The 13,831-nt window shown below is 44.8% G+C and carries 14 protein-coding genes; 7 read left to right on the top strand and 7 right to left on the bottom strand.

From position 1 onward, the window contains the following. The first annotated feature begins 1,013 nt into the window (after positions 1-1,013). Both K1X76_08560 and K1X76_08555 read left to right on the top strand, forming a co-directional pair. Positions 1,014-1,550: a hypothetical protein gene (locus tag K1X76_08560; protein MBX7149126.1), complete on the top strand. Its 537-nt coding sequence runs from the start codon at positions 1,014-1,016 to the stop codon at positions 1,548-1,550. Then, positions 1,547-2,347, top strand: coding sequence for a prohibitin family protein (locus tag K1X76_08555; GenBank protein MBX7149125.1), 801 nt, complete (start codon positions 1,547-1,549; stop codon positions 2,345-2,347). The genes K1X76_08560 and K1X76_08555 overlap by 4 nt, the downstream gene beginning before the upstream one ends. 4 nt (positions 2,348-2,351) lie before the next feature. Here the strand turns inward: K1X76_08555 and K1X76_08550 are convergent, their stop codons facing one another. The 5 genes from K1X76_08550 to K1X76_08530 form a co-directional block, all read right to left on the bottom strand. Beyond that, entirely contained in the window at positions 2,352-2,756 is a 405-nt protein-coding gene (locus tag K1X76_08550; protein MBX7149124.1) for an arsenate reductase ArsC, read from the bottom strand. Further along, positions 2,741-3,412 (bottom strand): aquaporin family protein, encoded by a 672-nt coding sequence (locus tag K1X76_08545; protein ID MBX7149123.1) that lies wholly within the window; start codon positions 3,410-3,412, stop codon positions 2,741-2,743. The genes K1X76_08550 and K1X76_08545 overlap by 16 nt, the downstream gene beginning before the upstream one ends. Before the next feature lie 42 nt (positions 3,413-3,454). Further along, positions 3,455-4,525: a beta-N-acetylhexosaminidase gene (gene nagZ, locus K1X76_08540; GenBank protein ID MBX7149122.1), complete on the bottom strand. Its 1,071-nt coding sequence runs from the start codon at positions 4,523-4,525 to the stop codon at positions 3,455-3,457. A gap of 253 nt (positions 4,526-4,778) precedes the next feature. Then, complete coding sequence (locus tag K1X76_08535) at positions 4,779-5,561, bottom strand: ABC transporter permease (GenBank protein MBX7149121.1); 783 nt, start codon at positions 5,559-5,561, stop codon at positions 4,779-4,781. A 119-nt stretch (positions 5,562-5,680) separates the two neighbouring features. After that, positions 5,681-6,601: an ABC transporter permease gene (locus K1X76_08530; GenBank protein MBX7149120.1), complete on the bottom strand. Its 921-nt coding sequence runs from the start codon at positions 6,599-6,601 to the stop codon at positions 5,681-5,683. A 79-nt stretch (positions 6,602-6,680) separates the two neighbouring features. On the opposite strand from K1X76_08530, the gene acs reads away from it, so the two are divergent. Further along, positions 6,681-8,654 carry an acetate--CoA ligase gene (gene acs / locus K1X76_08525; GenBank protein ID MBX7149119.1) on the top strand — a complete coding sequence of 658 codons (1,974 nt, stop codon included), beginning with the start codon at positions 6,681-6,683 and terminating at the stop codon, positions 8,652-8,654. A 68-nt stretch (positions 8,655-8,722) separates the two neighbouring features. Here acs and K1X76_08520 read toward each other — a convergent pair whose 3' ends face one another. Together K1X76_08520 and K1X76_08515 are read right to left on the bottom strand one after the other, a co-directional pair. Beyond that, positions 8,723-9,382 carry a hypothetical protein gene (locus tag K1X76_08520; GenBank protein ID MBX7149118.1) on the bottom strand — a complete coding sequence of 220 codons (660 nt, stop codon included), beginning with the start codon at positions 9,380-9,382 and terminating at the stop codon, positions 8,723-8,725. Between the two features lie 12 nt (positions 9,383-9,394). Further along, complete coding sequence (locus K1X76_08515; GenBank protein ID MBX7149117.1) at positions 9,395-10,237, bottom strand: hypothetical protein; 843 nt, start codon at positions 10,235-10,237, stop codon at positions 9,395-9,397. A 75-nt stretch (positions 10,238-10,312) separates the two neighbouring features. Between K1X76_08515 and K1X76_08510 the strand changes: the two genes are divergently transcribed. The 4 genes from K1X76_08510 (at position 10,313) to gltX (ending at position 13,683) form a co-directional block, all read left to right on the top strand. Further along, positions 10,313-10,972: a hemolysin III family protein gene (locus K1X76_08510; GenBank protein MBX7149116.1), complete on the top strand. Its 660-nt coding sequence runs from the start codon at positions 10,313-10,315 to the stop codon at positions 10,970-10,972. A 73-nt stretch (positions 10,973-11,045) separates the two neighbouring features. After that, on the top strand, positions 11,046-12,101 hold the full coding sequence (ilvC, locus tag K1X76_08505) for a ketol-acid reductoisomerase (protein MBX7149115.1): 1,056 nt from the start codon (positions 11,046-11,048) through the stop codon (positions 12,099-12,101). Positions 12,102-12,106: 5 nt separating this feature from the next. Further along, positions 12,107-12,271: a hypothetical protein gene (locus K1X76_08500; protein MBX7149114.1), complete on the top strand. Its 165-nt coding sequence runs from the start codon at positions 12,107-12,109 to the stop codon at positions 12,269-12,271. Between the two features lie 2 nt (positions 12,272-12,273). Further along, positions 12,274-13,683 (top strand): glutamate--tRNA ligase, encoded by a 1,410-nt coding sequence (gene gltX, locus K1X76_08495; GenBank protein ID MBX7149113.1) that lies wholly within the window; start codon positions 12,274-12,276, stop codon positions 13,681-13,683. The last annotated feature ends 148 nt before the right edge of the window (positions 13,684-13,831 follow it).

Below are 13,831 nucleotides of genomic sequence, written 5' to 3'. Positions count from 1 at the left end.
TTAGCCAATTCTTTGGACTTGGCCAAACGCCGACCCATCTGCCAGTAGGTTTTAAGGCGAATCGCATTCGCCGCTTCTAAGCCTTGCCGCATGATTTCCGTAAGATCGGTAACTAAAGTTTTGTATTCGGACTTAGGAGTTAAGGACGGCACAAGAACAATTTACGTAAAACAGACAAAAAAATCAACCCGTAAATTGTGCTAAGTGTGCCGAGGCACAAGCCGAAGGCTTGGCCGTTCCCCGCCTTAAATAGGGGTGGGCGGCCGAAAGGCGGGTTCCCACGGGTGGGTGGGGGCAAGTAGGCCACGCCGCAGGCGACTGGCCACGACCCGGGCCGGACCAGGCCCGAGCTGGCTGGAACCGTAAACCAAGCACGGACGGAATAAGGATTGCCCAACTTTGCGCACCCCCAGTTCAGAGCACTTTTAAAAAACAATCCAGGACCTGAAATGGACGGCACCTTAAAAATAAAAATGCGACGATGTTGGTGTGCAAAGCGGAGGGGTTTGGGGAGGAGCTTTGCACAATCTTCCGATTCTTCCGGAAACCCTGGCGAGGAACGGGCGGGCCTGCTTGCCAGCCTCTGGCGGGTTGCCCCGCGTTGCGGGGCAGGGAGCAAAAGCCGTGACGCTGAGCGAAGGCGAAGTGGCGCGGGTTTTGCCTCAGAACGGTTTGTGCACGCGTTTGCATTCAAGCGCGCGTATTGTTCTCAAAAAAAACCTGAGCCAATTTTCTTTAACGCGGAGCAATTTTGTCTTTGAGTTCTCGCGCCGCACCATCTATAACAAATGCAGCGCGAATTTTATTGTAAAGTTCGACAGGTGTTCCGAAAACACCGCATAGGAGAAAACTAGAATAGCGATCCCGAAAGGGATCAATAACCTTGGGGATCCAACACGAAGTGTAAATCCCTCCTTCTCCGCATTTTTCTTTGCGTTCCGGCTGCAGATGCAGTCGGAACGCTTAGAAAAATGCTGTCCTTAATGCGTAAACATTAAGGGCGCAGAAAAACCATGCTTGAACCAACTCAACAGTCTACTACAAGCCTAACCCAACCCAGCCTTTCTCTTTTAGCTGTACTCCAAAAAATTAACGAGTTTCTCCCCAAAGATTTTTCCAAAAAATCGAGTGACTCCCTTAACCAATTAAAACAACTTATCTCTCAAGCCAGAACCATGCTTAAAGAAGCCTCTAGCATTGAAAGCTCTAAAACCCTTAAAAAAGCACGCAAAAACCTAAAAAAAATTAAAAAATTCCTATCAAAAATTCATAAAATAGATGAAAAAAGCCAAAAACTTACAGATTTTAAGGATAAAATTCAAAAATTGACTGAAAAACGAAAAAAAACAATTGCCAAACTGTATAAATCTCAAATTTTAACAAAAACAGGCCAGGTTATGGGCAAACTTATAGAAAAACTCACAGAACAAACTACGCCCCCGGCTTTTAGAGAGTCGTTTTCACCCAAAACCACTACTTCTAAAAGCAGACAATCTAAACTAAAACTTTTATCTAAATCCTCTACACCTCAACATAAGGAGACTCTATGAATCCCGAAGGAGCAAAAAAAACCGTCACAACTATTATTTTTGCCATTATTATTCTTATCGCTATTTTTTCTTTTAGCCCCTTTTCATTAGTGGGCCCTGGTGAACGCGGCGTGGTTGTTCGCTTAGGCGCCGTGCAAGATAAAGTATTGGGCGAAGGGCTCCATTTTAAAGTCCCCATGATGGAAAAAATTGAAATTATTGACGTGAAAACCCAGAAAGTAGAAGTAGATGCACCATCCTTCTCTAAAGATTTACAAAACGTAGATACACGCATTGCACTTAACTATCATTTAGACCCTGCAACTGTACAACGCCTCTTACAAGAAATTGGATCGGACTACGAATTTAGAGTAATTGCACCGGCCATTCAAGAATCGGTAAAATCGGCTACCGCGCAGTTTACCGCAGCCGAACTTGTGTCTGAACGCCCCAAAGTAAAAGATGCCATTACCAAAGCACTTACCGAACGCCTCCACCCCCGCCATATTTTGGTGGATGATTTTTCCATTGTGAATTTTGATTTTTCGGATGCATATGAACATGCCGTGGAAGAAAAACAAGTAGCCCAGCAAAATGCCTTAAAAGCCGAGAACGATTTACGTCGTATTACGATTGAAGCCGACCAACGTGTAGCCCAAGCTAAAGGTGAAGCCGAAGCCATTCGTATTCAATCGGCGGCCTTAAAAGAAAACCAGGATCTCATTAAATTAGAAGCAGTAAAAAAATGGAACGGGGAATTGCCCAATTATATGCTCAGTGGTGGAACTTTGCCGTTTTTGGATTTAGGAAAACAATAATCTGTTAAGTTAGTTTTTCTTTTTCGATTAACTTTTGTACATGCGTTCGGATCTCATCACGAATCTTGCGCACGTCCTCAATCGGCAAATTTTTAGGATCGGTAAGCGGCCAGTCATCACGCTTTAGCCCTGGCACCACCGGACACGCTTCTCCGCAACCCATGGTAATGAGTAAAGAAGCCGAACGCGCCAATTCATCGGTGAGTAATTGGGGTTTGGCTTGCGAGAGATCAATACCCGCTTCTTTCATCACTTCCATCACCATCGGATGAACAGCACTACCCGGCTGAGTCCCAGCCGAAATACCAATCGCTTTATGGGGATCAGCAAAAAAATTAAAAAATGCCGCGGCCATTTGTGAACGTCCGGCATTATGCACACAGGCAAAGAGTATTATTTTTGAGGACATGTGTCCTCCTTTCCCAACCATCTAAATAAAAGTGTTGCTAAGATAGCGGCTACCACTTGAGCAATAATAAATTGAGGAACATCCACCGGACGTATTCCCGAAAAAGTATCGGTACAGGAGCGCGCTAACGTAACGGCAGGATTTGCAAATGAGGTGGAGGATGTAAACCAATAAGCGGCCGTAATATAAGCTCCGACAGTAGAGGCAATAACCGGAACACTGTAGCGTTTACATCCGTGAATCACTGCTAATAAGCCAAAGGTGGCAATTCCCTCGCTTAACCATTGAGCACTACCCGTACGAATGTGCTGCGACGCCATGATGATGGGTTTTAAAAACATAAAGTGGGCCGCCCACACGCCTACAAAAGCTCCCGTTACTTGCGCCACAATATAACTAAGGGCCCGTAATGCTGATAATTCTTTATGGATAACAGATGCTAGTGTCACCACTGGATTAAAATGTGCTCCTGATAATGGAGCAAAAATTAAAATGAGAGCCACCAGCGAACAACCCGTAGCCAAACTGTTGGCTAAAAGAGCGATGGCCGTATTACCACCAGCTAACTCTTCGCCCATAATGCCCGAACCCACAACGGTGCAAAGCAAAAAGGAAGTCCCCAAAAATTCAGCAATAATTTTTTTAGCAACACTCATAAAATTTATGCCCTACTCATTCTTTGTGAGCAAAAAGTGAAATTACAGTGAAATTTTTTCTACAATTTTAAGATGAGCTTTACTGCCCAAGACCGTGAGAGAAGGTTTTTTAACGGGTTTTAGGAATTTTTTGGCTAGTAAACTGATACGCTTTTGCGCCTGCTTTATCTTTTTCCCAAAATCAGCATTATTGTTCAGCGCCGCATTCAGCTCGTCTAAAATAACCACATTTTTATCTTCTTGATGGCATAAAAGGGCGATGTCGCCCCCCGCCATAAAAAAGCGCGTTAACGCATCTACAAATCCGTATCTATCGGCAATAGCCTTCATATAAAAATCATCCGATACAATCACACCTTTGTATCCCATACGCCTGCGCAAAAGGTGATGCAAAATGCGTTTGGACAAAGTAGCCGGATGTTTACGGTCTAAATCTTTATAAAGCACGTGGGCTGTCATGAGGGTTGGCGCTAAACGTGCTTTGATGAGCTTGCGATAAGGAAAAATATCCCGTTTCCACAACAAGCGGCCTGCCGAATCGATGGTGGGCAAATCCAAATGCGAGTCGACGGAGGTACCACCATGCCCTGGAAAATGTTTAATACATGAAAGCACACCTTCTTCATGAAAACCTTTAATCATGGCTTCGGCGCATTTTGTCACCACAACCGGATCGGGCGAAAAGGCGCGGCGTCCGATGATAGGATTAAGCGGGTTAGAATGAACATCCACCACAGGTGCATAATCCCAGTTAAAGCCTACGGCTTTTAATTCTCTAGCCATCACTTGCGCTATGGCTTTAATCGTTTTTAAATCTTTGGTGCGGTTATAATAATTGCCCACTTCCACCATGGCCGGAAACTGCGTAAAGGGCGCTCCCAAACGAAACACATTGCCACCTTCTTGATCCACACCAAAAAAGAGCGGGTAGTCGGCCAGCTTTTGTAAATCGGCAATTAATTTTTTAACTTGTTTGGGGCTTTGAATATTGCGCTTAAACAAAATAAATCCGGCTACGCGATATTTTTTAATAAGGGTTTTAACGGTATCGTTAATTTCTAAACCGCCAAAACCGGTGATGATGTTGGATCCTATGTTAATTTGTTTTTTCATTCTTCTTCTCGCTCACCAAAAAATTACCGCTAAGCCTCTGAGGCTCCGGTGTTAAAATTTTATTTTATTCTAAAACATGCGGCCCACTTTTAAGTCCTCACCCTATCACCCATAAGCTTATCTTCCCAGAAATTGTGAGGACGTCATCTTATAGAGGACATTTTGTTTTAGAATAAAATAAAATTTTAACACCGGAGCCGGGCCACAAACTACAACCTGGATCCCGGATCAAGTCCGGGATGACGAGAGGCTGCTAGCGCTGATACCGATCACGCAAGGTGTCCCCTAATAAATTAAAGGTTAAAACCGATACCATAATAGCCAAACCCGGGAAAATAGAAATATGAGGGGCTGCGAGTAACAAACCCGTGCCACTATCCAGCATTTTTCCCCAACTGGGCACCGTTACCGGAAGCCCCAGCCCCAAAAAGCTAAGGCTCGATTCCACCAAAATTACTCCCGCCATTCCAAAAGCCGCCTGAACCAAAATGGGGCCCGCAATATTGGGCAGCACATGCAGAAAAAAAACACGGGGTAACGGCACGCCTAACGCCTTTGTTGCCTGTAAAAACTCCCGCTCTTTTAAACCCATCACCTGCGCCCGCGCCAAACGCGCGTAACCCACCCAACCCACAAAACTTAAGAGAAAAATTACATTAAGAATACTGGGAGGTAAAAAAGCCGCCAACGCAATGGCCAACAAAAATCCAGGAAAAGCCTGAAATACGTCGGAGATAGCAATAAAAATTTTATCGCACAATCCCCCAAAATATCCTGAAATAAAACCCATCAACAAACCAACACTGAGGCTGATACTAACAACAACAAAAGCAATCCCCAGGGAAACCCGCGCACCGTAGAGCAAACGGCTCAAAATATCCCGCCCCAATTCATCGGTGCCCAACACATGGTCGTGCGTTGGCGTCTGCATCTGACTTTTGAGCTCGAAGGATTGAGGCGCATAGGGAGCCACAAAGGGGCCAGCGATGAAGGCCGCTACTAAGAGTAGAGCAAGAGTGTAAGCAAAAAATTTCATTCTTAGTTCAAGCAAAGAATAACCCACCTCTGTCTCCTCCCTTACCTTAAGGGAGGAGGACTTGCTAACACACACCCCTCCCCCTTAGAGTAAGGGGGAGGACGGGAGGGGGTTACTCTTCATTTTAATTCAATCCTAGGGTCCAATTTTGTGTAAATAATATCGGTGATAAGATTCACCAACACATACGACACCGCAATCACCATCACGCAACCTTCCACCACCGAATAATCACGCCGCGAGATGTTTTCGATTAAAAGACTGCCCAATCCCGGCCACGAAAAAATCTTTTCGGTAATAATCGCTCCCGCCAAAAGCGTACCAAACTGCAGCCCCATCACGGCCACCACCGGCACTAAAGCTGTACGGACGATATGTTTTAATAAAATTTTGTAAAAGGATAAGCCCTTAGCGCGGGCGGTACGCACGTAGTCAAGCTTCATCACATCGAGCACAGAAGACCTAATCATGCGTGTGAGGAAAGCTGCTAGACCCAGACCCATTGTTAAACTAGGGAGAATCACCGAACCGGGCAATTCACGTCCGGAAACTGGCAAGAGATCGAGACGGATTGAAAAAGCTAAAACAAGAAGTGGCCCCAAATAAAAACCCGGAAGAGAAATACCCAAGAGTGAAAAAAACAAACCAAGTTTATCTGATATTTGTCCTTTTTTAAGCGCACTTAAAAGCCCTAACGGAAACGCAATCATCATCCCCCAACACATCGCCATGATGGCCAGTTGTAATGTCGCAGGATAGCGCTCGGCAATAAGAGTAGTTACTTTCTTTTGGCCAAAAAAAGATACTCCCAAATCACCTTTGATTAAATCTTTAAGATAAAGTGTGTATTGTTCAAAAACCGGTTTATCAAAATGCTGGGCTTCGACAAGCTTGGCACGATCCGTCGGCAAAGCATTTTCACCCAAAATAAAATCCACAGGGTCACCGGGGATAAGACGCATTAAAAAAAAGACGAGTGTGGCTACCGTTAAAAGAACGGGAACAAGAAGAGTGAGGCGTTTAACAAAATAAGAAGCCATGAAGAAAGGCCATCATAATGGCTTTGATATCAGATGACAAATGCTTTTGGTTGTTATTTACTCTGTACCGGAGGCTCATATGACAACACAGTCCATCCAATCGTTGCAACAAGAAGGGCAAAAGATAAAACCAACCCCAACATTTCAAAAAGCAGCCCATGTTAAAAGTGAAGCGGAGTATCAAAAGCTTTACGAACGCTCGATAAAAGACTCCCACAATTTTTGGATAGAACAAGCCAAAACGCTTACCTGGTTTAAAGAACCCACTCAAAGTTTAAATTACACCTGGGACACCAAAAAAAGAAAAATTGAACACACCTGGTTTAAAGATGGGTCCCTCAATGTGAGTGTGAATTGCCTCGATCGTCATTTAACAACACAACCAGATAAAATTGCCATTTTGTGGCAAGGCGAAAAAGATGAAGAGGTACGAAAAATTTCTTACAAAGAACTCCATACCCTCACCTGTAAACTAGCCAATGCATTCATTAAGATGGGAATTAAAAAAGGCGATCGTGTTTGCCTTTACATGCCCATGGTACCCGAAGCCGCTATTGCCATGCTGGCTTGTACCCGCGTGGGCGCCATCCATTCTATTGTGTTTGGGGGTTTTAGTGCCGATGCCTTGGCCTCACGCATGAATGACAGTGAATGTAAGTTGCTGATTACGGCCGATGTAGGCTATCGCGCCGGAAAAGAAATCCCTCTTAAAAAAATTGCCAATGAAGCTTTAGCTAAATCCCCTTCTGTCACTAAAGCTCTCGTTTTAAAACGCGGGCCTGGAACGGTGGCCATGCAAAGCGGACGCGATATATGGTGGCATGATGCGGTAGAAACAGAATCAAACGAGCATCAAGCCGAACAAATGAAAGCAGAAGATACGCTTTTTATTCTCTACACCTCCGGCTCCACCGGAAAACCCAAAGGCGTCCTCCACACCACCGCAGGCTATTTGCTGCATGCCAGCCTTTCGCATAAATATTGTTTTGATTTACAAGAGAACGACGTTTACTGGTGCACAGCCGATGTAGGCTGGGTGACAGGCCACAGTTATATTGTGTATGGACCTCTTGCGAATGGTGCCACGAGCGTGATGTTTGAAGGCGTCCCCACCTTTCCCGATGAAGGGCGCTTTTGGCAGGTGATTGAAAAACACAAGGTGACCATACTCTACACCGCTCCCACTGCCATCCGCACACTCATGCGTTTTGGGGAAAGCATTCCTAAAAAATATAAGCTCAACAGTCTTCGACTGCTTGGAAGTGTTGGCGAACCCATTAATCCCGAGGCATGGCTGTGGTATTACAAAAATGTAGGAAACGAACATTGCCCTGTGGTGGATACCTGGTGGCAAACAGAAACAGGCGGAATTCTCATCGCTCCTTTCCCTGGCGCCATCACCCTTAAACCGGGCTCGGCTAATCGTCCGTTCTTTGGCGTAGAACCAGTGATATTGCGCGATGACGCTTCGGAATGTAACAAAAACGAAGGTGGCAAATTATGCATTAAAAAGCCATGGCCCGGCATCATGCGCACCACCTGGGGGGATCATGATCGTTTTATCGATACTTATTTTAGCACCTATAACAATTTATATTTTACAGGCGACGGTTGCCGTATGGATGACGACGGCGATTATTGGCTACTCGGCCGTATTGATGATGTGGTTAATGTATCAGGCCATCGCATTGGCACGGCCGAAGTAGAAAGTGCGCTTGTCTCACACAAAACCGTGGCCGAAGCGGCCGTAGTGGCCATGCCGCACGAGGTAAAAGGACAGGCTTTATATGCCTTTGTTACTTTAGAAAAAGGAAATGAAGCCACCGACACCCTTAAAAAAGAATTAATGGGTCATGTTTCTAAAGAAATTGGAGCGATTGCCAAACCCGAAATTTTGCAATTTGCAGACGCACTCCCTAAAACACGCAGCGGCAAAATCATGCGGCGCATTTTGCGTAAAATTGCAGAAAACGATTTGGATAATTTAGGCGATACGTCAACACTGGCCGATCCGGGAGTTGTAGATGATCTGGTGAAGGCGCGTGCTCGTTAGTCCGTCATCGCGGGCTTGACCCGCGATCTCGATTCAGATTCGATCGCGGCTCTTCGGCCGCGATGACGTCAGTGCGCATCGCTAAAATACTGGCCAAGATGAGATTTAAGATTAGCGATAATTTCGACCTGTAATTCATCAGCAGATTCCGAAAAATCGATACCATCAAACCAATGACTATACTCATTCACAAAGGCAATTTCTTTCTCTACTTGGCCTTCGTGATAATGCAGAGGATGTGGGATAGTCACACCCTCATGGCTAGCCATAAAATCCGCTTCTTTGGCAATTTCATCTTCAACGGTAATATCAAAGGGAGTGGTGGTCACGCCGTCAAAAACGGAACCGGCAAGATGAAACCCCTCCAGTTCAATACGGTAACCGCAATAGGCATAATCATTAATTGTTTCGGTTCCTAAATTCAGCATCGTAAGCTCAGGCGTTAGCAAATCTTCTTCTGTTTCCACATGGAGGGTCACATCGTGTCCCTCTTCACATTCTTCATCATCGCCACCGGAGATAAGAATCACATGTCCCCAGTCTAAAGACGCTTCGGAGAGTGTTACGGTAAGACCCAAATCATTATCAAAAGTAGATGAGCCTTCGTGAAGCACATTCACAATCACTGTTTTTTGATCCGCAGTTAAATTTGTATCCGCCACACCGGTAAGCGAAGAACCACTACAAGCTACGTTAAACAAAATGAGAATAACAAAAACATATTTCATAAGATGTCCTATCTAAAACTGGTATGAGGCTCCAAGGCCCACACTCCATTTAATGTCATTCAGTAGACTATTGCTGGTACTCGTCAGCGTCACGGTACTCTTACGTTCTAATTCGTCCATGATAGATACCCGCGTGAGCACGCTTAGGGTTAACTTTTCATTTTTATCCACCACCCAATTGATTTGCGGTTCCAAATACGTTTTAAACGAACCGTTTTTAAACACATCAGACGCTGCAAAAATTTGATTGGAGAACGCTAAAGAAAAATAAATTTTTTCTAAGAAACGAGGCGTCGAAGTGCCCCCTGTTACGTTGATTACTGGTTCGTGCGGGCTATCCCAGCCAAAATTAATACCAGGAGACACAAAGATCGACCACTCTCCTAAATTAAGACCACCCAATAAATCGATACGGGTACCGAGAGAACCACGTCCTAACCCATCGTTTTCATCGCCTGTGGGGATTTCGAAAGCAAGGGAGGCAAATGAGAAAGTTTTTTCGTTATCATGAATAAGAAAACGCCCCCCCACGGCAATATCACCTAAACCCGTTTGGTTCGCTGCAAAATCGTGGCGGATAGTAGTAATAGGGATACCGATAAGAGCGCTGAAACGTTTATGAAAAGCCCATTCCCCGCCCACGGTAAAAGAATGCACTTCACCAATAGAGGCATCGAGCACGGCCAAATCGTACGAAAAAAACGCACGCGATGCCGGTTTTGTTTTTAACCCCTGATATTGCGTAAGACGCGCGCCACTCGAGCCATGCCCCGGATGATGCGCCCATGTTAATGTGGGGAAAAATGCAAAACAAATAACAATTATAAGTAATCGGCCCATAAAAATGTGGAGCATTTAGCACGTTACATGCATATGTAAAGATAATACCTCTCGCTATTTATAAACAAATCCACTAAAGACGCTATGGGCATGAAAACTCAGCAAACATACTGTCCGGTTTCGGGCGAAACCCCAACCGAGGAACTCATCAACACCATCACGCATGGAACGGGTTTTATTTTGGCTATTATCGGCTTGATCGCGCTCACCATCATTGGTGTATTATCCAACCAAGGTCTTATCCTGATGAGTAGCTTGTTTTATGGCATTTCACTGGTAGCGCTCTATGCTTCTTCCACTTTTTATCACCAAGCTAAAAATATCCGGGTGAAACGCATTCTTAAAATTGTGGATCATGCCTTTATTTATGTGCTCATTGCCGGCTCGTACACACCCTTTACCTTAATTGGCTTAAAAGGAAATCTGGGTTGGACCATGTTTGGCATCATGTGGGGCATTGCCTTTTTGGGCGTTATTTTTAAAATTTTTTATACCGGCCGTTTTAAAATTATCTCCACCTTAAGCTATGTGGGAATGGGCTGGATTGCTCTTTTTGCCATAAAACCTCTCTATTATGCCCTTTCGCCTCATGCTTTCACCCTCTTATGGTTGGGGGGCGCAGCTTACACGGTGGGCGCTCTTTTTTACGGGCTTAAAAAAATCCCTTTTAATCACGGTATTTTTCACGTGTTTGTGCTGGCCGGATCGGCCTGTCATTTTGCTTCGATTTATTCTGTTTTGGTCGCCTAAAAAAACCTAAACCAAGTATTGACCTAATCAAAGTGACCATGTTAGGGGGCTTAGTTCAATTTTTGGAGGACTTATGAAGAAAATTAATATTGCCGGTTTTGAAGAAACCATCATCGAACGCACCGATTACCCTGAAGCCAAATTAAAGGAAATTCTGGGTAAAGAAGTGATCACCATTTTAGGTTATGGCCCCCAAGGTCGTGGCCAAAGCTTAAACCTGCGCGACCAGGGATTTAACGTTATTGTGGGCCTCCGCAAAGGCGCCAGCTGGGATAAAGCGGTTTCCGAAGGATGGGTAGAAGGCAAAAACTTGTTCTCCATGGAAGAAGCCACCAAGCGCGGCACTATCATCCAATATCTCTTATCCGATGCTGCTCAAATTACCGCATGGCCCATGGTTCGCGAAAACTTAAAAGACGGCGATTGTCTCTATTTCTCGCACGGCTTTGGTATCGTGTTTAAAGAAGACACCAAAATTGTTCCTCCCAAAAATGTAGACGTAGTTTTATGTGCTCCCAAAGGCAGCGGTTTAACCGTACGTACTCATTACTTAGATGGCCGTGGTATCAATTCATCCTACGCTGTATTCCAAGATGCAACCGGCCGCGCTAAAGAACGTGTTCAGGCTGTAGGTATTGCTATTGGCAGTGGCCACTTGTTTGAAACCACTTTTGAAAAAGAAGTACGCAGCGATCTTACCGGCGAACGCTCGGTGCTCATGGGTTTAATCCAGGGTGCTATTAAAGCACAGTACGATGTACTCCGTGCTCATGGTCATTCGCCCTCTGAAGCGTATAACGAATCCATCGAAGAAGCTTTTCAAAGCTTGTATCCCTTAATTGCCGAAAACGGCATGGACTGGATGTATGCGAACTGTTCCACCACCGCTCAACGCGGTGCTCTGGATTGGGCTCCTAAATACGAAGCGGCCATCAAACCGGTTATTGAAGCTTGTTACAACAGCGTAGAAACCGGCAACGAAGCCCGCATTTCTATTAAAGCCAATTCCGATCCTAACTATCGTGCTGGTTTAAACAAAGAGCTCGAAGCCATTGCCAATCAAGAAATGTGGCAAGCTGGCCGCGTGCTCCGCGAATTCCGCCCCGAACGTGCTTTTAAGAAGAAATAGTTCGCATGAGCTGGCTGCCGTTTGAACCAAAAGTTCCGTCTCCAACAGGATTACCTCCTTTACCGGAGGGCGGTTGGGTGGATTTCTTTAAGATTGCCACCATGATTTTAGTTGGCCTTGGCATGTACTGGCTCTTGTTTAAGAGAAAGAAAAAAGATAATAATCCATAATCATGGAAAACTCCCAAAAACTCCGCGTCCGCTTCGCTCCCAGCCCTACCGGTTATTTGCACGTAGGTGGTGCGCGTACAGCTCTCTATAATTACTTGTTAGCTAAAAAACACGGCGGTGTTTTTATTTTGCGTATTGAGGATACCGATTTGGAGAGAAGTACCCCCGAATCCATCCAGGCCATTATGGACGGCATGAACTGGCTCGATCTCAAATGGGATGAAGGCCCGTTTTATCAAACCAAGCGCTTCGACCTGTATAAGGAATACATTCAAAAATTAGTGGATGCTAAAAAAGCTTACCCCTGCTTTTGCACCCCAGAAGAATTGGATGCCAAAAGAAAAATTGCTCAGGATAATAAGCAAAAGCCCATGTACGACCGTACGTGTTTAAAACTTTCCGATGCTGAAGTAGCAGCTAAAAAAGACGCGGGCCTTAAATACTGCATCCGTTTTAAATCGCCCGATGATGGCGAAACCGTGATTAACGACGTAATTAAAGGACGCGTGGTTGTAGCTAATAAAGAATTGGATGATTTAGTAATCGCGCGCACCGATGGCAGCCCCACCTATAATTTTACCGTGGTAGTGGATGACGTAACCATGGGCATTACGCATGTTATAAGAGGCGATGATCATTTAAACAACACACCCCGTCAGCTGCAAATGTATGAGGCTCTTGGTTTTCCTGTTCCTCTCTTTGCGCACGTACCCATGATTTTGGGTGCTGATAAAAAGCGTTTAAGCAAACGTCACGGGGCTACCTCCGTGATGGCTTATCGTGAAATGGGATATTTGCCGCATGCACTTCTCAATTATTTAGTGCGGCTCGGTTGGTCGTACAAAGATCAGGAAGTCTTCACACGCGAAGAACTGATTGAAAAATTTTCGCTCGAATCGGTATCCGGTTCGGCAGGTGTATTTAACCCCGAAAAATTGTTGTGGCTTAATGGGCTCTATATCCGTGAAGCTAAAGCTGAAGATCTTTTATCAGAAGTAGAATACCAACTCTCGCTTAAAGGCATTACGAGTGTAGACAAAAATTTGCTCCTTCAAACGATTAAAGCCTCTCAGGAAAAAGTAAAAACACTCACCGAAATGGCCGAATTGATCGATTTCTTCTTTATTAAAATTACACCGGACCAGGCGTTATTGGATAAAACCTTTAGCCCGGATGCTAAAAAGGCACTTGGCCTTGTCTCACAAGCCCTGCAAGGGTTAACGGATTGGACGAGTAACGGTATCCATGCCCTTTTTGAGAAGCTCGTGGCCGATACCGGGCTAGGCCTTGGTAAACTAGCCTCTCCTGTCCGTGTGGCTTTAAGCGGTAAAAAAATTAGCCCCGGTATTTACGATATGCTGCGCATTTTAGGACGTGACGAAAGCTTAAAACGTATCACTCCTTATCTTTAAAAGCTATTTTGACGCATTCCGTCATAAAATCCCTGCCCTTTTTTATACGTCGCATAAAAAATAGGCTAAATAAACTATTGATATTACTTATAAATGCTTTATTTTTCACAAAAATGCCACTTTTTGGCCTTGAAAATATTTTGCGGAT

The sequence above is a fragment of the bacterium genome (genome assembly GCA_019695305.1).
In the GTDB taxonomy this organism is placed as follows: domain Bacteria; phylum UBA10199; class UBA10199; order UBA10199; family JAIBAG01; genus JAIBAG01.
This window is presented reverse-complemented; position numbering and strand designations above follow the sequence as displayed.